This is a genomic window from Niastella sp. sgz303648, from assembly GCF_059587045.1.
The window spans coordinates 218,333-238,624 of record NZ_JCAPSW010000012.1 but is presented as its reverse complement, the minus strand read 5'-3'; the positions used below and the strand labels follow the sequence as shown (position 1 = coordinate 238,624).

The window sequence follows — 20,292 nt, the reverse complement described above, 5'->3', positions numbered from 1 at the left end:
ATTAGATTATTAAAAGCAGAGCATGCATTTCGGAAAGATAATATAATCTTCTTAATTACCTGAATTTTAGTTGTATGAGTACAAATAACTGGCCCGAATTGCACAATCAGCCGCTATCTTTAACCGTTGAAGAGATCAACAACCCAATTCTTGTCCTTGATCAATTTTTTAACTGCTACCACCTTCCCGATATCAGAACCTGCCTGAACAGCTGGCTTCAGGATGCCCTGGCTAAACCAACCATTGAATCAAAAGAGCATGCAACTACACATAACGAGGCGCAAAAACTGGTAGAAGCAGCCTGGCTGATCCATCGGAACGGCACCGGGACAAATAATAGATTAAAACCAGTTGCTGGTACCACGGATATAGATATATGCCCGGCTGAAGAAGATCGTTCGGTCGAAGACAAATTCAACAAACCCAAACGTCTTATCGAAAGAGTACACGACGAACCTTTATCTGTAATTGGCGAGGTGTTTAAAGCCGAATCGCTGGATTTTATTAAGGAATACATGGCAAACTGGTTGCACGTAGCACTGGTTTCGGAAAGTATTAAATATCAGTATGTCGATCAGCGGTCATGCCTGTTGGCTTTTTATGAACAGTTGCTGCTATTACTGGAAGGGCTGTACATTATCAACAATAATCAGCAAGGTGAAAACAAGAAGACAGGTCATAAAAATCAAACGGTATTACTAAACGAAGAACAAATTGCTGATCCCTTCTCAGTGGTAACCGGTTTTTGTAATCAATTTCCTGTTACCTATATCCGTCGTGAGTTGTGGGATTGGTTTCAGGCTGCTATCATCTTTTCAGGAACCTGGCCCGATAACTTATGGCCCGAAGTAGTACTTAACCTGTACGATTATTTGTCATGTCTTACAGAAGCGGCTTTGCATCTTTCCCAAAACTTGTCACGGTTTGTTCAGGCCGGGAGGCGCAAAGAGTGATTTTTAGCGGATTTTCGGTAGCTTTAATGTAATTAAAGGCTTAATTTATTACTTTCTATGCCTTTGCATCCCAATTGCAGAATTTTATGCCAAAAGCAGACTTAAATAAAATTGTAAAAGCCGGAGCTACTGTAAAGTTTAAAAATGTAGATTATAGTACAAAGGCTAAACAAGAAGAACTTAAAGCTCTTAAAGAAAAGCAGGCGGCTATTCTTAAGAGAGAGGAAGTCGATTGGCAAAAACTAAGCAAATTTGTTATCAAATTATAGTTGTTCACGCATGGATGGTGGTAAGATTGAGATTAAGCGTTTATTACTTCACTAATACAAAAAAGTTCGCTCACCATCTTCCAAAAACAATCGATAACTGGCGGCAAAGAATTAAAGAATTTAAAATCATTTATCAGCAGAAGTGATGTTGCCTCACAAAAAAAGCCACCTTGCAGTGGCTCTTCCGGTTTCATCAGGACGGTTTTGGGCTAACAGATTCGCCGGACTCCCTCATTTCGCCGGCCGTGTCAAATTTAAAAAGGTAAAACCAGCTTTACAGCACGGTGCTTAATAATAAACGGTTGGCTGTTTCTCTTTGTCTTGTATTTTGATGTTAGGATTAAAAATGATTTTCGATTTTACCGAATTGGAAATCAAACAGGCGGCTTCAGACTTCTGCAGAATGCGTAGCGCCTTTTCCTCATCAGCATTGTTTTTAATGATCAATACCGGCGATAGCACAATTTCACTGATCATGTATTTGCCATCAACTTTCTCGAGCTTGCCATTGGCATTACAATTAAAACTGATGAAATCGAGTTTTGAATTTTCGGCACCAGCCAGAAAAGTGGTCATTAAGCAACTATTCACAGCAGCCACCAGCAAATGCTCGGGCGACCAGATGCCCGGAACACCTTTGGGAAATTCGGGCGGTGTGGCTACCTCGATATTCGATTGTAAAACGGGTGAACTTACCAGTCCTTTTCGATCAGTTGTCCAGTTCAGTTGTACTTCGTAATAATGGGCACTATCCATGGTGTACGTATTTAGCGTTAAGAATATTTATACAATTCAAAATTCTATAACGCATGTGGGTGATTGTGTGACTTATAGCACGGTATGCAAAGCTATGACCATGTTCATTTTTTGTGCTGATAAAAGTTGGTGTTTTAACTGATAATTATCAGCAATTCAATGAGGATTACTTGTGAGTATCGGATACGCTGTCTATATTCGTTACTAATCAAATGAACCTGAGTTTAACCAAAAGCCCCTTCATTATGCGATTAAAAAAAACATTTTTGGTACTGAATATTTCCCTTTTGACAATCTTCCTTTTTTGTTCGTACAGGAAAGGAGAAACTAAACTTGTATTTTCTGCGCAGGCTGATAAATGGGTTAAAGAAGGAAACAGGAATTATTTATTAGTCAACACAACGTTGACAAATTCTTCAGCAGACACGGTTTCTTATGTAAGCATGTCATGTTCGTGGCAGGATCCATACACTACAGATTCAAAAGAATTATACGTTTATGTAAATGAATGTGATAAAAATGTTCCCCGGCTAATTAAACTCCCGCCTTTTAGCAAGCAAAACACAGTTTTAAAGCTTATAGGCGAAAAAGGCAGCACTCTGTTACATAATTATAGATTTAGAATGGGGTTTAATTTCATAACAGCTAAAGATTATAATGAAATGTTTTCAAAAGTTTCGCAGTTGAGAGAAATGAAAAATGTATTTTGGAGTGATACGGTAATCTTGAAATAGGCGTCTTTGTCTTGTGTTTTGTAAATTATTTTAAACTTCAATCACAGCACCTGCATTAAACGAAGTGTGCTCGTTATACTCCACATACCCAACCTGGTTTGTCAGCAAAGTTGTATTGCCTATCTTAAACTCCGGAACATTACAATGGTGATGGCCATATATCCAGTATAAAGCTCCGGAATTGTGAATCAAATCATATAATTCGGTTACAAATGCATCATTTAAAGGGCTATTCCGGTATTGCTCAGGATACTGGTATAGGGTAGGTACGTGATGCGTTATTACAATATTTTTAACAGTACTGTTTTCCTTCAAAGAATCCTGTAAAAAAGTTGTCGCCTGGTTATGCAACTGGTTAAAATGCTTAGCGGTAAACTTTCTGCCGTGCCAACAAATGGAATAAAAATCTGAAATGCTTCGCTGTATGTCAAATGCATTTACAACATGTATCTTACTCCATAAAGTACTGGCAATAAATCGCACATTGTTATAGGTTACTACCTGATTATTGATCAACCAAACATTGTTACGCAGTTTTTCCAGCAAAGGATCGGCTACTGTAGCTATATCATAACCATAATATTCATGGTTGCCCGGAACCCAATATGCCATTTCGAAATTGTCAGCTACAAAATCAATAAACTCCGGCTGCTTTTTGTGCAGGGCAAAAGGTAAAATATCACCGGCCAAAATCAGTACCTCGCCTACCGGTTCAAGCGGATGCGCTTCCAGGAATTGTTTGTTCCCGGGAAACTCAAGATGAAGGTCTGAGCAGTATTGAATTTTCATTTTGGTGATACTATATTATACAACCAATAAACAACAATTTTCTGAATGTCAGGTGCTATCACCTTCCTGACGTCAGGAAAGCGATCACCAGGGCTTCGCTTACATTTTTACAGGCTTCGAGGCTTTAGACGGCTATCAGGTAACAGGCATAACGGGTTATTACAATATCTTCAATTTCTCTTTCGATACCAGAACTAATTTGCACCATTTTCCTGATGTCAGGAATATGGTTTTTCACACGTTCTCACATTTACTATATCCAGGCAATAATGCAAGCTGGCGCGAATACCGCTTTTACACTTACCGGGCCGGATGCTGTACTCGCTTTTATCCTGTTTTTTGCTATCATTTTACAAATCTATTATACATAAATTTATTAATTTGAAGTTTCATTAAACCATTCTTATGAAGCTTCGTACTAAATTTATCCTGCTGGGCCTGTTAACTGTTTTGTCGATCGTTATTGTAGTACTGATAAAGCCCACCCCTCAGGACCCGGCCTTTCACCTGTTTGCCGACGGCAATACAATTTTAGGCATCCCCAACTTTTATAATGTTTTTAGTAATGTGCCGTTTTTGATTGTTGGCGTAATAGGACTGTGTTTGCTTCCCAAATCATCAGCCGAAAAGTCAATGATGATGATCTATGCTGTAATGTTTTGCTGTATTATACTTATAGGTTTTGGTTCAGCTTATTATCATTATCATCCCGATAACAACAGACTGGTATATGACCGTATTCCCATGACCATCGTTTTCATGGCAATTCTGAGTGCCGTTATAGCCGAATGCATCAATGCAAAAGCAGGTGCGGTATTGTTGTTCCCCCTCGTGATCACTGGTATTTCAAGCGTATTGTGGTGGCATCATACCGAGCTTATCGGTCATGGTGATTTGCGAATGTATGGTTTTGTTCAGTTTTATCCCATGCTCGCCATTCCGGCTATTTTGCTGATTTTCCCTTCTCCGGCTAAAAACAATTCGTGGCGTTTATTGATGTGGGTAGTATTGTGGTACGTTATTGCCAAAGTACTGGAGCATTTCGATAAGGAAATTTATTCATTCACCGGTTTCATCAGCGGCCATTCTTTAAAACATGTTGCAGCTGCTGTTGCTACCTGGTATATGGTGAAGCTGTTTGCGCGGAAGTATGTTCTAAGGAGCTAATCTTCCCCCAAACACATTTGTAAATAAAGTTTGTGAAGCATAGGAACTTTTTTTGCATTACAAATGGCTGCACTCCATTTGAATGATTTTGCAATTGCAAGCATTTGCATTCCTACTGTTCTGGTTTTATCTTTCAATATTCTTTCGCCGGTTATGCTGCCGTCGGGCTCTACAATAAATGCCACTAAAAACTTTGTATCGTAATCGTCGGGAATTGTATCCAGCTTTATTTTATTATAACGTCTCATTAAAGCAGCCATACCGCCTTCATTTTGGGGCTCAGTTTCTGCAGTTATATAGATTCGTCTTTTTGTTAAAGAATCTATTACTGTTTTGCAAGAATCGCTTAGAGGGATCCCGCTTAAGGTAGCGCCATAGTTGTTATTATGAAACGCTGAAAACATAATAATGGAAATGAAAAGTATGACCAGGATTTTAAACATAAACGTGCAATGCATCAAATCTAATATTTTTATTGTGTAGTCAAAATAGCAGTCTGAAAATTATTTGAATGCAAAACTCTTCAAGGCTATTTTTAAAAAACGTTTTGTTTGATTATCTTTGCCCTCCCGATAATATCGGCTGCTGACATCTCTGTAAGGGGCGGATGTTCCTGCCAAAGCCCCGCGATTTAATCTTTTTTTATTCCAAATTAAAGAACATGCAACCTATTGCATTCTATTGCGATGCCAACAGCATTGAACTAAATGCTATGCATCAGTTACAGCAGTATGCGCAGAAACCGTTTGTACAAACCATTTGTACTTTTACCGACATTCATTACTGTGCCGAAAAAGCATTGCCGGTGGGCGTGGCTTTTGAAACCGCTGATTATTGTTATCCGCTGATTACCGGTAAGGATATCGGCTGCGGCGTTATGTACCTGAAAATCGACAAAGAATATTGGCTCAAACCATTTGATAAAAAGGCGCATTATAAAGCCCTGAATTTTGCTCACCTCAAAATGACGGACGATGGCCTGGGTGGTGGTAATCATTTTTTGTCGATCGAGGAAGATGGCGATGCGGTGTATATTATCTGCCATACCGGAACGCGCGACCGCGGAATTGCCCTGTACCAGCATTGTCTGCAGCTAACGCGTGATTTTTCGCAGGCATACGGTCGGGATGTTGATTTTGTACATAAGAATTTTTTGAAGCATGACTTCATTACTTATTACAACAACACCCTGCAATATGGGTACGAAAGACGAAAGAATTTCTGCCTCAAAACGCTGATCTTTTTACAGAATGCAAATTATGTGCACTGTAATAAGAATGACATCGACAGAAATTACCTGCAGGTGAACGTTAAGAATATTGAGCACGAAGGAACGTTACATGGAACGCCTTATATGCTGGAAGATTCCATTCACAACCACCTGCGGTTTTTGCAGCAGTCTGTTGTTCACCGCAAAGGAAGTACAGAACTGATGAAAGGTAAAACAGTGGTTATTCCTTTGTCTATGTCGAGAGGCAGCTTGCTGGTGCAGGCTGCTTCCGTTACCGGGGCCGAAGTTGCTTTGTATTCGTGCGCACATGGTGCGGGAAGAAAACTATCGCGCTTTGATGCGATGAAACACTGGAAAACCGTGTTAAAGGAAAAACAGCGGAAAGCTTATAAAGAACAGTTCAGCGAACTGCTGAACCGGTCGGGCGATTTTCCGCAGGGATATATACAGGAGTTTGATTTTGCGTATAAGGATTCAACTGATATTTTTACATATCAGCCTCACCTGAAAAAGGTAACGCAAACAACGCCTGTAGTAACCATCAAATACACGGAAATATAAAATCGCAAATGGAGCCCGTAAGCTCCATTTTTTTTTACTGTAGTCATGGCTTTTAACCGCGTGTATAAATCACCTTCCCCTGAAACTCGCCCTGTACAACACGGCCGTAGATTATTTTCGTCCAACCGTTTTCAAATCCATGGTTATTGGCTATCAGGTAGCCTTTGTTTGCATCTTTTTTTATCACTTTATGGGCATCGATATAACGTCCTTTCACTTTACAAAAAACGATGTCTCCGATTATATAGTCTTCTGCTTTTTCGAAAGTCAATAAGCTGCCGCTTTTCAAAATCGGTAACATCGAGTTACCAAACGCTTTCATTTTTCCGGTTCCGGATACGGCTAATTCATTCTTTAGCCGTTCAAACTTGTTCATTTCTGTTTGTTTAAATAGGTTCTTTTATTCGTCCCGGTGCTGAAGCAACGGGCTCTGTACCCCCGATGAGATTCGAACTCACATTCTCAATGCTGAGCAGTATGGCTGTAAATACGCTTCCCTACTTTATTTTTTGTATTTCGGTGCACTGTAAATTCTACCCATAATTTCGCGCAGATATTACGGGATCATCCATACACGCTGCGGTTCCGATTTTACCGCAGGCTTTTCCTTTTAAGCTACAGGGGCATAAACCCCCAAAGCTTTCCCTTCGGGGGAATTAAATTAATCTACCAGCAACTTTGTTACGGCTGCTGTGTTCAAAGCCCATGCTGAAGTGTATACTTCATCTGCTGCGGGTATTTCTACCAGTTGCAATTGCTGGGCTTCGGCTTTTATTTGCAACAACTGACCAATGGTTAATTTGCTGCTGAGCTTTTTCAAAAAACTGGTGATGGTGTTTAGGTCGAGGTTCTGCGCCAGCTGACCTGAGAAGGATGTTTCAAGCCACACTATTTCTGAACATGCTACATCCAATACCCCAAATACCATTCCTTTGCTCAAACTATTCACCACCCGCACCTGGTGCTGTACGCACGACGGATCATAAGCAACACCTGTTCTTTCAGAAATACTCATCGGGTATTCGCTGTTCATCCAGCCTACCACCAGGTTGGGTGTAATGCTTCCGTTGCTATAGGCATTGCACGTAAACGTTACATATTGGGCGCCGGCTTTCTTCAGTATATCTACATCGATCTCTATGTATTCAGCCGTTCCGATCTTATCGGGAATGCTTCTGATATCGCCGCTATGCAAACATCCTGTTACTGCCAGCCGGCTGAACGAACAGAACTCTGTTTTTTGCGCATAGGCAATTACACAGCTCAGGTCCATATCCATATGTTGGGCAGGCAATCCGGTACCCCATTGCATAAACAACCGCACTTTATCGCCTGCTACCGCAAAACGGGTTCCCATTAATGCCGCAGGCAGGTCCTGCACGTTGTCGCTTCTGTCGCCGATGGAAACAGGTATTTTGAACAACGCCGGATCGATGAACATGGTTTTGGATATGGTTGTCACAGCCGCAAAACGCTTTTTTACTGCCAGTAAACACAGGTCGCCAACAGCATTTCGCATAGCCTCAAGCTGTTCGTCGGTATACAGCTTCAACAGTGCGTTTGCCGGTATGGTTTTATTGGTACCGCCCAATGGTTTTACCACGCGATTTTTCTTTTGGTCGAAATAATTTTCGGCATACATGCTTAGCGTGAATACCAAACGGGCAGGCACTTTGTCGATGATCTCAGCAAAGGCAGCTATGGTTGCATCGGCGCCAAACCACAACATGTTGGCGAACAGCGAGCGTGCAAATAAGCCGGGTCGTTGTTGTAACAAGGCAAAAGTTTGTTTGGCATCATAACGTAGGCGATACTGGTTTACATGTCCCTGCCATACTTCGTATTCTTCATTGTAAAACCTGTTCAGCAGCTCTTTCAGCTTTTCAAATCCTTTACGCTGACTGTATTCTGCCAAACGCAATGCCCGGATGAAACGCACCCACATGCCGCGTTTCGGGTGCATCATTTCGCACATTTTCGCGGTATCAATCGGCAGGTTGCTTAACCAGGTTGCCACCATCAAACAGGTTGCGCGATTGTATTTCAGCTTTAAGGCAGCTTTGGCATCGAGTTGAGCGCCCGCACTTTTATCGAGCGGCGACCAGATATGTTTATTATTCTTACCACGGCGCTGCATAATAGTGAGTGGTTCAACGATCTGTAAAAACCCGGTATGCTTGTACCACAGATAGCGCAAAATGTCAACAGGCGATGTAAATAAAGACTGTGCTTTTTGCGACTGGTTTGCTGCTATAAAAATATCAACCACCACCATCAGCGTTTCCTTTATACCGATCGATACGTTTGGCAAAGGAAATTCGGCCAGCAATATTTTCAGACTATCAACCTGCGTGGCATCAAGCGCTGTTTTGGAGGTGAGCAGATCGTTTAAAAATGCTTTTGCATCTGCAACAGTCCATAGGTTTAATACCTTTTGTTCGCTGCCTTGTTTATACGTTTCAATGGCGCCAAACTCAAACGGTGTTCCGCAAAACGGACAACCATTATAACGTTCCAGTGGAAACGTATTACCGGGAATGATATGTCCGCACGGTAAGGTGGTCCCTTTGGCTTTGAAAATATTTGCAAAGAAGGTCATGATATGGTCTACCACCGTTTCGCCGGTAGGTACATTCCAGCCTTTTACCAGCGGTGTCCAGTTTTTCTCAACTCCTGTTACCCCGCGGAATTTTTCCAATACGCCTGCCTGAAATTTCGGGCTGGTATTGTTCAGCGCATACAGCAATTGTTCCGAAACGCCATAGCCCAATTTGCTCAGGTTAGCTACCAGTACACCTGTAGTTTCGGTAAGGGTTTTGTTGCTGCCTGTGACGGCTTCATCGGGAATAAGAATGGCTTTCTGACGAATAGCTACAGTTAATAACTGGTTCATAATTGGTACATTTTAAATCAGGTAATGATGCTGCTGATCCAAAAAGAAGTAAGCAACATTTGACCTTAATTTTTTTCGTGAAGCAGGTTGGATTCGAACCAACGACCCACGGAGTGGAAGTCATTGACGTAAGGTTTAGTTGACCGCGATAATTTTCAAACGCCGGATTTGAACCGGTCTGCCGCCGAAGCGGCATTACCATTGAAGTATGTTTGAATTGGCCGCTGATAATTTTAAATCTATACGTTGCTCTACCAGCTGAGCTACTGCTTCAAAACAAAAACGGTAATTGGAAAAGTAATTTTAGGTTTTGAAGTAACTTTTACCTTGACCTGTTTTTGATATAGCAAATATGCTTATGCATATGCGCAGCATAATTGCGTAGTTGAAATTATTTTTGCGGTTTATTTCTTTAGGCCTGTTTTTCAGATGATTAAGTGTAGAAATGCCTTTTAACAACAAAATGTTTTTGTTTGCTGCGCAGTTTGGTTGCGTAGTTAAAAACGGCGTATTACTTTTACAGGCAGAAACGATCCCATGTCAATTAATAAATTAGCCCTTATTCGTTACAAAACCATTGATGAATGTTTGAGGAACCGGTACCGCAAATGGACTTTGGATGACCTGATAGAAAAAGTTGCCAATGTATTGTATGAACTGGAAGGAATTACCACAGGCGTAAGTAAACGCACCATTCAGGCCGATATTCAGATCATGCGCAGCGATAAACTGGGATACAATGCACCTATTATTGTTACCGACAGAAAATTTTACTCGTACAGTGAAGCCGATTACAGCATTACCAATGCGCCCATTAACAAGGCCGATGTAGATAAGATGAGAGAGGTTGTTGGCCTGCTAAAGCAGTTTAACGGCTTTACCTATTTTGATGAAATGAGCGATATGATCGCGAAGCTCGAAAACAACCTGTATAAATCAACCCACCAGGGACGCAATTGCATTCAGTTTGAAAATAATTCGTTGCTGAAAGGTCTTGAACATATCAATCCTTTATATCAGGCTATTTTGCATAAACGGCCGTTGCTGATTGAGTATAAATCGTTCAAAGCGGTGCAGTCGCAGCAACATATTTGTTTTCCTTATTTATTGAAAGAATACCGCAACCGCTGGTTCCTGATCGTTAAACCCAAAAAAACCGGTCAGCTGTTAACCATGGCCTTAGACAGGATCATCGAGTTTCAGGAATTGACGAAAGAAAAATTCCTGGAACATGACGGCGTAGATTTCGAGCGGTATTTCGACGACCTGATCGGCGTTACCAAAAATGAAAGAGACCGTCCGTATAAAGTAGTTCTTTTTGTAGATAAATACCACGCCCCGTATGTGCTTACTAAACCCATACATCAGTCGCAAAAGCTGATCAAAGAAGATGAGCAGGGGATCATCATTCGTATTGATGTGGTGCTGAATTTTGAGCTGGAAAGGGAAATACTCGGTTTCGGCGAATTTGTAAAAGTATTATCTCCCCGCATCCTGGCCTCGAAGATCAGGCAACGGTTGGGGAAGGCGATGCAGGGGTATGAATTAAAGTAAGGAAAACTTTTGAGGTAAATACAACTAACTAAAATTATAGCTATTTATGTTAATAAAATATCCTTCTTTATTGCTTATTGGAATTATGCTAATATCATGTAATTGGCATACAAATAAAAAAAGCGTAGATGAGAGTCCGGCAGGAGGTAGCGATACAACACATCTCATTAATCTTATAAAATCGTATGAACCCAAAATATATAAAGGAAAGGTTCCAAATCAATTTTATGACAACAGAGGGGCTTTTGATTTTTGGAGATTTCCATTAGTTTACCCGTATTCAATTGGTTGTATAGATGTGACAGAATACGGTAATATTTATAGCGACGAGGACAAAACAGATTATGATGAAGGAGGATCGATTCAGCCCTTAACTCACTACTTCAACAAGTTTACCTTTGACAAATCATATTTTGTGGCAAGTAGGTGTAAAGGTCCTTTTGACAATGACACAATTAAAATCGTTGATGAATATTTTATCTTCTCATTTGCAAAAGGAACAAGCACCAGCATCAAGGGGATAGATAACCTGAGAAAAAAACTCAAAGAAATCAATTTTGGCGGTAATACAACCTTTATTACAATAAAAGAGTACGAAAATAAACTATAATATCAGAAGGCAACAGGCGGTTTGGTGTTAGCTTACCTACAACGGAATATTGCCATGCTTCTTCTTCGGCAGGGTGGCTACTTTATTCTGCAGCATGGCAAATGCTTTGATCAGTTTGGTGCGGGTGTGTTTGGGTTCAATCACTTCATCAACGAATCCTCTTTCGGCGGCGAGATAAGGGGTGGCGAATTTTTCGGCGTACTCTGCTTCTTTTTCGGCCAGCTTCTTCGCGGGATCCGGCGCTTCGGCAATTTCTTTTTTGAAAATGATCTCGCTCGCGCCTTTGGCGCCCATCACCGCAATTTCAGCAGAGGGCCAGGCAAAATTCATATCGGCGCCAATGTGTTTTGAATTCATTACGTCATAAGCGCCGCCGTATGCTTTGCGGGTGATTACCGTAACACGCGGCACCGTTGCTTCGCTGAATGCATACAACAACTTGGCGCCATTGGTTATAATGCCATGCCATTCCTGATCGGTGCCGGGTAAAAAGCCGGGCACATCAACCAGCACCAGTAAAGGAATATTAAAGCAATCGCAAAAGCGGGTAAAGCGGGCGGCTTTTTTAGAACTGTCGATATCCAGCACACCGGCTAAGCTCATCGGCTGATTGGCCACAATGCCAATGCTGCGGCCGGCCAGCCGTGCAAAACCAATGACAATATTCGTGGCGTAATTGCTGTGAACTTCAAAAAAGGTATCGGCATCGCAAATACCATCTATCACAGCACGCATATCATACGGCTGGTTCGGACTTTCGGGCACTATCGTTTCCAATACAGTCCTTGTTTCGTCGGCCAGTGTATAGGGAATGGCAGGCGTGATGTCTTCACAATTCTGCGGAAGGTAGCTCAACAGTTTTTTTACCTGCGCAATGCATTCCATATCATTGGCGGCGGTAAGATGTGTTACACCCGATTTGGTAGAATGCGCCGAGGCGCCACCCAGTTCTTCAGGGCTCACTTCTTCTTTGGTAACTGTTTTTACTACATTAGGTCCGGTAACGAACATGTAGCTGGTGTTCTCGACCATAATGGTAAAATCGGTCATGGCGGGCGAGTAAACAGCCCCGCCTGCGCAGGGACCCATAATGGCAGATATCTGAGGTATCACGCCCGATGATAATACATTTCTGTAAAATATATCGGCATAACCGCCTAACGACCTAACGCCTTCCTGTATTCGTGCACCACCCGAATCGTTTAGTCCGATCATGGGCGCACCGGTTTTCATGGCTAGGTCCATTACCTTGCAAATTTTTTCGGCATGTGTTTCAGACAAAGCGCCGCCGAATACGGTAAAGTCCTGCGCAAATACATATACCAATCGTCCGTTGATGGTGCCATAACCGGTAATAACGCCATCGCCATAAAATTGCTGGTCTTCCATGCCGAAATCGATAGTACGATGCAGTACCAGTGCGCCAATCTCTTCAAACGATCCGGGGTCCATGAGCAGTGCAACGCGCTCGCGGGCAGTAAGTTTTCCTTTTTTATGTTGTGCCGCATTCCTGTCTGGTCCGCCACCGAGCTTTCCTTCTTCGATCTTTTCGTTTAATATGTCTGCTTTCGATTTTTTCATGGTTCATTTGTTTAGGTATCGCGCAAAGGCTCAAATTTGTTTGTGCCCGCCCGGATGACCCGGGTCGGGCGGGGTTTGATGTTTGTAGTTTGTGGTTACTGAAACAGGATCAAAATCGCACAGTATGATTCACCGAAAGAACCACAAACTATAAACCTCAAACTATAAACTGCTTAACACCTTCGCGAACATTATTCATTTTCGTTTTATCCAATTAGTTGGGACGCTTTCAACCGGTTTTATTCCTTTTTGTTTTTCGATCCAGTATTTCAACGCCACTATCGCTGCTATTTCGGCCCTGCTTTTTTCCTGCGTCAGCAACTTTTCGGGTGTATAATATTTTTGTACAAACTGTGTATCAAAGTTGCCTGATACAAAAGCTTCGTGATCCAATACAAAGGTGCCGAAGGGTAAGGTAGTGGAAACGCCTTCGATTGAATATTCTTTGATCGCTGTTTTCAGTTTCTGAATGGCTTCTGTTCTGTTGTTGCCGTGGACAATCAGTTTGGCAATCATAGGGTCGTAGTAAACCGGAATATCAAGCCCCTGTGCATATCCATCATCAACCCGTATGCCTTCGCCCTGTGGCTTTTCATATCTGGTAAGTGTACCTGTAGATGGTAAAAAATCATTCAGCGGATCTTCGGCATACACCCTTAATTCAATGGCGTGGCCATTGATATGCAAATCATTTTGCGTGAACCGAAGCTTTTCACCCCTCGCTATTCGAATTTGCTCTTCTACCAGGTCGATGCCTGTGATCATTTCGGTTACAGGATGTTCAACCTGCAACCTGGTGTTCATTTCGAGAAAATAAAAATTAAGCTTGTCATCTACCAGAAATTCTACTGTGCCGGCGCTTCGGTAATTGCACGATTTGGCTACCATCACAGCCGCTTCACCCATTTTTTTTCGCAGCTCGGGTGTTAATATAGAAGAAGGCGATTCTTCCACCACCTTCTGATGCCGCCGCTGAATACTGCATTCGCGTTCGAACAAATGAACCGTGTTGCCATAATTATCGGCCAGTACCTGTATTTCGATGTGACGCGGTGAGGTAACATATTTCTCCAGAAAAACCGATCCGTCGCCAAAGGCCGACAAGGCCTCGCTGGTGGCGCGTTGCATTTGTTCGTTGAGGTCGGTTTCTTTTTCGGCAATGCGCATGCCTTTGCCGCCACCGCCTGCCGATGCTTTGATGAGTACGGGGTATCCTATTTTAGCGGCAACTTCTTTGGCGGTTTTGATATCGGTGATAGCCGTATCAATACCGGGCACCATGGGAATATTATATTTTTTGGCGCATGCTTTGGCTGCCAGCTTTGAACCCATGATGCTGATGGCATTGGCATCGGGACCAATAAAAGTAATACCTGCTGCTTCGGCTTTTTGGGCAAAGGTGGCGTTCTCGCTTAAAAAACCATAGCCGGGGTGTATGGCATCTGCCTGTAATTTTTTGGCTACCTCGATGATTTTATCGGCATTCAGATAACTCTGATTCGAAGGTGGCGGGCCAATGCAAACAGCTTCGTCGGCATACAATACATGCGGCGCATGACGGTCGGCTTCAGAATATACGGCTACTGTTCGTATACCCATTCTGTTTAATGTGCGCATGATCCGCAAAGCTATTTCACCGCGATTGGCAACAACAATTTTTTGCATATTGCTCTTTTAATTTTACCTGCAGAAACGTGATCAGTTACCGGTTACCAGTTACCTGTTACCTGTTTCCGGTTCCCGGCATCCGGCAACAGATAATTAATAAGTCCTCTGCATCTCTGCTGCTATATTGTTACAACCTTTTATTTTTTTATTCCAGCTCAACCAGCACCTGTCCTTTCTCCACTGCCTGACCGGCCTTTACTGCTACTTTTTTAATTTTTGCGTCGGCATGAATAATAATGCTGTTTTCCATTTTCATGGCTTCGAGAATTAAGATCCTGTCGCCTTCTTTTAGTTCCTGTCCGTCGGTTACTGAAATCTCCAGCACCAGGCCGGGCATGGGCGCTTTTATTTCTTTTACCTGTTTGCCGGTAGCGGAACTAAGCCCCATCTGATCGAGCAACTGATCGAGTTCATCTTTAATGGCAATGTTGAACACTTCACCGTCTACTTCGATCTGCAGATTCTTGCCTGTAGTATCGGTAGCAATCAGTTTTACATTTACACTGCGGTTATCTTTTATACAATTGAATTCGTTCGGGGAAATTTTAATGAGGTCTGCCGCCTGCAGATCGGTTTCGGTAAAAAAGAATTCGAACCCGTTTGCGACTACTTTACAGGTTTTGTCATTAGCTGGCATTGACAGAATTTCCTGTAATTTAAATAATTAGAACAGTAAAACCTGAAACGGTGGGAATTGAATAAAATGTGGTTACAAAAACAAAAAAGGCAGTAGATTTTTGAATGAGCAAACAAAAATCTACTGCCTTGTTATTTATTAAAAAATCCTCTTACTGTTTAATCACTTTTTTGGTAACGATCTTACCATTAATATTTACCTGAATCATATAAACGCCGGCACTCATGTTGCGGGTTTCCGGTACAACAATTACTGAACCGGGCAATTTGTTTATTGATTTTGTGTACATCAGTTTGCCGGTAACATCAGTTATATTTATCTGCACTTTCGATGGATCGGTTGTAGCGATACTGATGCTGAGTTTTTCCCTGAACGGATTGTTGTTTATAATCACCATCCGGTCTGATGACGTTTCTTTTTTAATGGTTACAATATCACTGTATTTAAATTGACCGTTTTTGTCAACCTGTTTCAGCCGGTAATACATTACAGAACCGGTATAGGTATTGTCGTCGTAGGTATAAGTAGAACCTGGCGAATTACCTGATGCCGTTGTTTTACTGATAGAGGTGTAATCGGTTCCGTTATACGATCTTTCAAGATCAAAAATTTCGGTATTGTTTTCGGTTGAAGTTTTCCATGAAAGCCGTATAACATTGCCGAACATATCGCCTTTAAAATAATTCAGCACAACCGGCAGTGTGGCAGCAGCTATGTAAACCGGGTAATCTTCGGCCTGGCCATAATAAGGATGTACACAGCCTGAGCTAATGGAAACCGCATTTGCATATATAGTGCTTGCTTCTTCAATTACCCGCAACCGTAATATAGTCCCTGTTTGGGCGCCGACAGGAATGGTAAAAGATTGGGATACGCTTGGGTAAGGATAGGTACCTCCTGCGCTTGCAATATTATTCACGGTGGTAAGAATTTGTTCCGAAGCACTAAAGGAACCGTCGTTGTTATAATCTAACCAGGCGCCCACCTGCTCATTGTTCGCTCCCAGCACGCTTGCCGAAAATGTATAGGTGCCGCCTGCATTCAGATAAATTAACGAGGCGCAATCTCCTGTTTTATCAACATATCCTCCGTCCTGCGATGAAGTCCCTGATGAAAGACTTCTTGAGCCAATCGAAATACCCAACAATCCTAAAGCACCATTCGCATTTGTACTTGAAACGTTGCAGGCACTTGCAGGTGAGGTAAACGTAACTGATGGGTAGGATGATGAATTCGCCCAGGAAGTGGATAAACTTGCCCGTGAAGGAATGGTCATGGCGGCCAGCATTCTTGTTTTTTGTCCTGATGTAAACTGGTTATAAACGCTGGTATAGTTCATGTAATTATTTTCAGTACTGGCCGTATAGGCAGTACCTGTACAGGTATTGGTGCCTGACCTTGGGGTGAAATTTACTACACCTCCTGTTTGATTGTAGGATATGGGATCGGTATCGCAAACTTTATCCCCGTCAGTAGAACAAACACTGTTTGCTGGGCAAACAGTTACATCTGATGATCCCTGAAAAGGGTGGTATAACGAAAGTGCATGGCCTATTTCATGGGGCAGCGTTTTTTGTCCGCTTATAAATTGAGTGGCAAGCATAATAGTACCGTCGAGGGTTGGTGAAGCTCCTGCGAGGTAAGCAAAGCCGGCAATAAACTGTCCGCTGGTGCCATCGGCGCCATCGATTTTATTTACCACCCAAATGTTGTAATAGCTTGAAGGGTTCCACCGGCTGGTATTTTTCACCACTGTTTCGCTAACGCCGCTGCTTCCGTTAACGTTAACGCCATTGCTAACATAAGCTGCATTGCCGCTCATGCTAATTCTTTCGATACCGGTAGTGGCATTACAAAGGGTGTCGCGGGTAGCCAGGGCAAATTGTATCTGAAGATCGCCTACCCCTGAGGTCCCCGTGTAGGTTCCATTATATACATTGTTCAGGTAATCGATGGCTCCGGTGATCTGTGCATCGGTGGGGTTATAAGTGGTGCCGATAGCGCCACCGGTATGCATAACATGTACTACAACAGGTATTGTATACAAAGTTGCCAGTGTTCCCGATACACGGGCCCCTGCTTTACGACTTTCCTGTTCTTTGATAATGGTCTGAATGCGCGCTTCATTTTCAATAACACGTTTCCGGTATTCCGGGTCGGTGTTCATTTGTTTTTCATGCGACGCATCGAAACCACAGATGGGTTGCGCAAAAGAGAGTTGGGCAGCAAAACAAGTTAATACGGTTAATAAGTAAAAGGGTCTTTTTAGCATGTGATACGGATTACAATCTTAACATATGCATTATATATGCTATTTATTGTGCGTTCCCTACGATATTTATGTTTACATAATTTTTTACTTAGATGATCGTTGCCGTAAACACGTATTTTTTAGTTTGGATACCAAACCTTTTTTCTTTACATCAACCGTCAAAACCAGCGCATTAACCCGAAGTGTCAGGCATAGGCGCTGATTGTAAAATTGCCTGTCATTTTATCCGGCTCTCATTCCTTCGCTTCAAATCTTAAAAAAATCTTAAAGCATTATCTCCTTTACTCAAATGGGGGTAACAACAATTTATTACAGTTGATGTAGTGGAAACATTCATTTAAAACTTTCAATTATGAAAAAGGGTACGTTTCTTATTACAGCATTACTATTAGTAACCGGCAGTACAACTATGGCGCAACGCAAAGCCGGCAGTAAAATGATAGGGGCTAATATTGGTTCTGCTACTTACCGCACCGGTACCAGCAATTATGAATATACAACACCATCTTCAAACAGCTCGTCTGATTCAAAGGGTTTTAATATTGCCATATATCCCAATGCCGGATGGTTTGTAAATGAAAATATAGTAATAGGTGCTTCGATCGATGTAGGGTATTCTACCAGTAGTTCCGAATCTAATTCAGGTAATGCCAGCAACTATAAAAGCAATTATATCGATTATGGCATCGGGCCCTGGGCGCGGTTTTATTTTGGCGATGCAAAATCGGCGGTATGGCCTTATGTACAGGTGTCGGGCGCAGTTGGTTCGGGCATTACAAAAACCACCAATAAGTTCAGGTATAATGGCAGCACGCCGGCCACTTCGTATAACTATATTAGTGAAAGTTCGGCGCCTGGTTCTTTTAATTGGAGTGCGGGTGTAAATGTGGGCATCACCAAAATGTTCAATCCCCATGTAGGGCTCGATCTCAGCGTTTCGTTTACACACCAGTACAGCACCTATGAAAGCAAATCGGATTACACATATAAATATGATGGCGGTTTGATTACCACCGGATCTGGTACGTATACCGCTAAAAGCACCGGTAACCCCATTGGCCTTAATGCAGGTATTGTGATCGTACTGTAAAGTAAGCTAACGCACACAAAACACAGGGTTCATGTGAAATGATACCCTGTGTTTTCATATGTTGTAAAAGGTATCTGATTTCAACCCGATTGCGTATTTTTATCAGGTGGATATTGTATCAATAACAATCGCAACAACAGAAAATGCCGCCGCTATTGCAGAAGTGATCAGCCAGGCCGCCCGCGACCTTACAGCCAAACATGGGCAAGGTCACTGGAGTTCTGTTGCCACCGAAAAAGGGGTATTGAATGGAATGGGACGGGCGAAAATATTGATCGCAAAGCGAGGCACTGAAGTAGTGGGAACGCTCAGGCTTACCACTTCAAGGCCCTGGGTTATAGATCCTGATTATTTTACCCCTGTGAAGCACCCGGTTTATTTGGTTGATATGGCGGTGCATCCCGGTCATCAGCGTATAGGAATAGGACGCCTGCTTATTGAAAGGGCCAAATCAATGGCGGCAGCCTGGGGTGGCGATTCCATTCGACTCGATGCCTATGAAGGCGCAGCCGGTGCCTGTGAATTTTATCATAAATGCGGATTTGCCGAAAAGGGGCGCATCATTTATAAAACAGTTCCGCATGTTTATTTTGAATGGCTGATAATGCCTAAGGGGCAAAACCGTTAGATGATGTATAACAAACTTTGATGGTTACGCAACCTGTTGATGTTGTAGTACGTCGTAGAGGGCTTTGTTAAATTCTTCTGAAGAAGCGTCTTTACAAATATAGCCGTCAGCGCCGATTTCCCTCGCTTTGTTAACGTATACACTACCGTTTTGCATAGAAAAGAAAAGGATCTTTATTGATGGCCATTTTTGTTTTAACCGCTCCGCGGTTTCAAAGCCGTTCATAACGGGCATGTTTATGTCGAGCAAACATAAATCGGGCGAGGGAGAGGCTTCTAATTTGTCAAGAAAGTCTTTTCCGTTTTCGGCTTCCAAAATTACTTTATAGCCCATTCTGGTTAATCTGAAATTTACTGCCTTACGCAGTAAGGCATGATCGTCTACCAATGCAATAGTAAAAGAAGTTTGTTGTTCCATAGATTCAGAACTAATGATTTGGGTATTAATAATGTATTTTCCTCAGCACGCCGGCTGAGTAAAATTTCGATTCATTCCGGGATATCCACTTACCGGTATTTCTAACCCAACGGCCCCATGAACATGATCAGGAATAAACCAGCTGTATAATGAAAATTTTGGGCCACCTGTTTTTCTGGTTTATGAAAGGAAAGGTTGAAGCGAGGAAAGGTTGAAGAACGGATAGGTTAAGGAAAGGTAGGTTGATGTGAGGAAAGGTTGAAGAAAGGAAAGGTTGAAGCGAGGATGAGATTCATTTCATATACAATAAAAACACTTTTTTGGGTTTTTTATACTATAAAGCATTAGCATTCAATAACAAAATTAGTAAAATACCATTTTTGGGGTACATAATATTACTTACAGCTAATCGTATATCTGATGGCGATGAGGGAGGCAACTGCGTTTGATGCTGATCAATTGATTACTACTTGTTTGCATTG

At 42.2% G+C, this 20,292-nt stretch carries 20 protein-coding genes; 9 read left to right on the top strand and 11 right to left on the bottom strand.

The genetic code is table 11. From position 1 onward, the window contains the following. Positions 1-74: 74 nt before the first annotated feature. Entirely contained in the window at positions 75-953 is an 879-nt protein-coding gene (locus tag AC59IL_RS29045) for a hypothetical protein (protein WP_496555740.1), read from the top strand. Positions 954-1,039: 86 nt separating this feature from the next. After that, positions 1,040-1,222: a hypothetical protein gene (locus AC59IL_RS29040; protein WP_496555739.1), complete on the top strand. Its 183-nt coding sequence runs from the start codon at positions 1,040-1,042 to the stop codon at positions 1,220-1,222. Between the two features lie 32 nt (positions 1,223-1,254). Here the strand turns inward: AC59IL_RS29040 and AC59IL_RS29035 are convergent, their stop codons facing one another. Further along, positions 1,255-1,416 carry a hypothetical protein gene (locus AC59IL_RS29035; protein ID WP_496555738.1) on the bottom strand — a complete coding sequence of 54 codons (162 nt, stop codon included), beginning with the start codon at positions 1,414-1,416 and terminating at the stop codon, positions 1,255-1,257. Between the two features lie 94 nt (positions 1,417-1,510). Further along, the gene (locus tag AC59IL_RS29030) at positions 1,511-1,978 is read right to left on the bottom strand and encodes an OsmC family protein (protein ID WP_496555737.1); all 468 of its coding nucleotides are present in this window, start codon (positions 1,976-1,978) and stop codon (positions 1,511-1,513) included. Positions 1,979-2,223: 245 nt separating this feature from the next. Between AC59IL_RS29030 and AC59IL_RS29025 the strand changes: the two genes are divergently transcribed. After that, positions 2,224-2,712 (top strand): hypothetical protein, encoded by a 489-nt coding sequence (locus AC59IL_RS29025; RefSeq protein WP_496555736.1) that lies wholly within the window; start codon positions 2,224-2,226, stop codon positions 2,710-2,712. Between the two features lie 30 nt (positions 2,713-2,742). Here AC59IL_RS29025 and AC59IL_RS29020 read toward each other — a convergent pair whose 3' ends face one another. Then, a complete protein-coding gene (locus tag AC59IL_RS29020) occupies positions 2,743-3,501 on the bottom strand; it encodes a metallophosphoesterase (RefSeq protein ID WP_496555735.1) in 759 nt (252 codons plus the stop codon). A 405-nt stretch (positions 3,502-3,906) separates the two neighbouring features. Between AC59IL_RS29020 and AC59IL_RS29015 the strand changes: the two genes are divergently transcribed. After that, positions 3,907-4,668 (top strand): ceramidase domain-containing protein, encoded by a 762-nt coding sequence (locus AC59IL_RS29015; protein ID WP_496555734.1) that lies wholly within the window; start codon positions 3,907-3,909, stop codon positions 4,666-4,668. Here the strand turns inward: AC59IL_RS29015 and AC59IL_RS29010 are convergent. Beyond that, a complete protein-coding gene (locus tag AC59IL_RS29010) occupies positions 4,665-5,111 on the bottom strand; it encodes a hypothetical protein (RefSeq protein ID WP_496555733.1) in 447 nt (148 codons plus the stop codon). The genes AC59IL_RS29015 and AC59IL_RS29010 overlap by 4 nt on opposite strands. A gap of 218 nt (positions 5,112-5,329) precedes the next feature. On the opposite strand from AC59IL_RS29010, the gene AC59IL_RS29005 reads away from it, so the two are divergent. Continuing rightward, on the top strand, positions 5,330-6,460 hold the full coding sequence (locus AC59IL_RS29005) for an RtcB family protein (RefSeq protein WP_496555732.1): 1,131 nt from the start codon (positions 5,330-5,332) through the stop codon (positions 6,458-6,460). 52 nt (positions 6,461-6,512) lie between these two features. Here AC59IL_RS29005 and AC59IL_RS29000 read toward each other — a convergent pair whose 3' ends face one another. Continuing rightward, the gene (locus tag AC59IL_RS29000) at positions 6,513-6,836 is read right to left on the bottom strand and encodes a S24 family peptidase (protein WP_496555731.1); all 324 of its coding nucleotides are present in this window, start codon (positions 6,834-6,836) and stop codon (positions 6,513-6,515) included. Between the two features lie 285 nt (positions 6,837-7,121). Then, the gene (locus AC59IL_RS28995; RefSeq protein WP_496555730.1) at positions 7,122-9,353 is read right to left on the bottom strand and encodes a hypothetical protein; all 2,232 of its coding nucleotides are present in this window, start codon (positions 9,351-9,353) and stop codon (positions 7,122-7,124) included. A 537-nt stretch (positions 9,354-9,890) separates the two neighbouring features. On the opposite strand from AC59IL_RS28995, the gene AC59IL_RS28990 reads away from it, so the two are divergent. Together AC59IL_RS28990 and AC59IL_RS28985 are read left to right on the top strand one after the other, a co-directional pair. After that, positions 9,891-10,907, top strand: coding sequence for a helix-turn-helix transcriptional regulator (locus AC59IL_RS28990; protein ID WP_496555729.1), 1,017 nt, complete (start codon positions 9,891-9,893; stop codon positions 10,905-10,907). Between the two features lie 46 nt (positions 10,908-10,953). Beyond that, complete coding sequence (locus tag AC59IL_RS28985; protein ID WP_496555728.1) at positions 10,954-11,517, top strand: hypothetical protein; 564 nt, start codon at positions 10,954-10,956, stop codon at positions 11,515-11,517. Between the two features lie 36 nt (positions 11,518-11,553). Here the strand turns inward: AC59IL_RS28985 and AC59IL_RS28980 are convergent, their stop codons facing one another. The 4 genes from AC59IL_RS28980 to AC59IL_RS28965 form a co-directional block, all read right to left on the bottom strand. Continuing rightward, positions 11,554-13,098, bottom strand: a complete 1,545-nt coding sequence (locus tag AC59IL_RS28980; RefSeq protein WP_496555727.1) for an acyl-CoA carboxylase subunit beta — start codon at positions 13,096-13,098, stop codon at positions 11,554-11,556. Between the two features lie 195 nt (positions 13,099-13,293). Continuing rightward, on the bottom strand, positions 13,294-14,763 hold the full coding sequence (accC, locus tag AC59IL_RS28975) for an acetyl-CoA carboxylase biotin carboxylase subunit (protein ID WP_496555726.1): 1,470 nt from the start codon (positions 14,761-14,763) through the stop codon (positions 13,294-13,296). 148 nt (positions 14,764-14,911) lie between these two features. Beyond that, complete coding sequence (locus AC59IL_RS28970) at positions 14,912-15,403, bottom strand: acyl-CoA carboxylase biotin carboxyl carrier protein subunit (protein WP_496555725.1); 492 nt, start codon at positions 15,401-15,403, stop codon at positions 14,912-14,914. A 151-nt stretch (positions 15,404-15,554) separates the two neighbouring features. Next, a complete protein-coding gene (locus tag AC59IL_RS28965; RefSeq protein ID WP_496555724.1) occupies positions 15,555-17,675 on the bottom strand; it encodes a zinc-dependent metalloprotease in 2,121 nt (706 codons plus the stop codon). Between the two features lie 352 nt (positions 17,676-18,027). On the opposite strand from AC59IL_RS28965, the gene AC59IL_RS28960 reads away from it, so the two are divergent. Then, positions 18,028-18,765, top strand: coding sequence for a hypothetical protein (locus AC59IL_RS28960; RefSeq protein WP_496555723.1), 738 nt, complete (start codon positions 18,028-18,030; stop codon positions 18,763-18,765). Positions 18,766-18,871: 106 nt separating this feature from the next. Further along, positions 18,872-19,393: a GNAT family N-acetyltransferase gene (locus tag AC59IL_RS28955; protein ID WP_496555722.1), complete on the top strand. Its 522-nt coding sequence runs from the start codon at positions 18,872-18,874 to the stop codon at positions 19,391-19,393. Between the two features lie 24 nt (positions 19,394-19,417). On the opposite strand, the gene AC59IL_RS28950 is transcribed toward AC59IL_RS28955, so the two are convergent. Then, positions 19,418-19,810, bottom strand: coding sequence for a response regulator (locus AC59IL_RS28950; RefSeq protein ID WP_496555721.1), 393 nt, complete (start codon positions 19,808-19,810; stop codon positions 19,418-19,420). Between the last annotated feature and the right edge of the window lie 482 nt (positions 19,811-20,292).

Excerpts from the sequence above, each read along its gene's own strand:
- AC59IL_RS29045 (WP_496555740.1), top strand. The coding sequence starts at position 75 with ATGAGTACAAATAACTGGCCCGAATTGCACAATCAGCCGCTATCTTTA.
- AC59IL_RS29040 (WP_496555739.1), top strand. The coding sequence starts at position 1,040 with ATGCCAAAAGCAGACTTAAATAAAATTGTAAAAGCCGGAGCTACTGTA.
- AC59IL_RS29035 (WP_496555738.1), bottom strand. The coding sequence starts at position 1,416 with ATGAAACCGGAAGAGCCACTGCAAGGTGGCTTTTTTTGTGAGGCAACA.
- AC59IL_RS29030 (WP_496555737.1), bottom strand. The coding sequence starts at position 1,978 with ATGGATAGTGCCCATTATTACGAAGTACAACTGAACTGGACAACTGAT.
- AC59IL_RS29025 (WP_496555736.1), top strand. The coding sequence starts at position 2,224 with ATGCGATTAAAAAAAACATTTTTGGTACTGAATATTTCCCTTTTGACA.
- AC59IL_RS29020 (WP_496555735.1), bottom strand. The coding sequence starts at position 3,501 with ATGAAAATTCAATACTGCTCAGACCTTCATCTTGAGTTTCCCGGGAAC.
- AC59IL_RS29015 (WP_496555734.1), top strand. The coding sequence starts at position 3,907 with ATGAAGCTTCGTACTAAATTTATCCTGCTGGGCCTGTTAACTGTTTTG.
- AC59IL_RS29010 (WP_496555733.1), bottom strand. The coding sequence starts at position 5,111 with ATGTTTAAAATCCTGGTCATACTTTTCATTTCCATTATTATGTTTTCA.
- AC59IL_RS29005 (WP_496555732.1), top strand. The coding sequence starts at position 5,330 with ATGCAACCTATTGCATTCTATTGCGATGCCAACAGCATTGAACTAAAT.
- AC59IL_RS29000 (WP_496555731.1), bottom strand. The coding sequence starts at position 6,836 with ATGAACAAGTTTGAACGGCTAAAGAATGAATTAGCCGTATCCGGAACC.
- AC59IL_RS28995 (WP_496555730.1), bottom strand. The coding sequence starts at position 9,353 with ATGAACCAGTTATTAACTGTAGCTATTCGTCAGAAAGCCATTCTTATT.
- AC59IL_RS28990 (WP_496555729.1), top strand. The coding sequence starts at position 9,891 with ATGTCAATTAATAAATTAGCCCTTATTCGTTACAAAACCATTGATGAA.
- AC59IL_RS28985 (WP_496555728.1), top strand. The coding sequence starts at position 10,954 with ATGTTAATAAAATATCCTTCTTTATTGCTTATTGGAATTATGCTAATA.
- AC59IL_RS28980 (WP_496555727.1), bottom strand. The coding sequence starts at position 13,098 with ATGAAAAAATCGAAAGCAGACATATTAAACGAAAAGATCGAAGAAGGA.
- accC (WP_496555726.1), bottom strand. The coding sequence starts at position 14,763 with ATGCAAAAAATTGTTGTTGCCAATCGCGGTGAAATAGCTTTGCGGATC.
- AC59IL_RS28970 (WP_496555725.1), bottom strand. The coding sequence starts at position 15,403 with ATGCCAGCTAATGACAAAACCTGTAAAGTAGTCGCAAACGGGTTCGAA.
- AC59IL_RS28965 (WP_496555724.1), bottom strand. The coding sequence starts at position 17,675 with ATGCTAAAAAGACCCTTTTACTTATTAACCGTATTAACTTGTTTTGCT.
- AC59IL_RS28960 (WP_496555723.1), top strand. The coding sequence starts at position 18,028 with ATGAAAAAGGGTACGTTTCTTATTACAGCATTACTATTAGTAACCGGC.
- AC59IL_RS28950 (WP_496555721.1), bottom strand. The coding sequence starts at position 19,810 with ATGGAACAACAAACTTCTTTTACTATTGCATTGGTAGACGATCATGCC.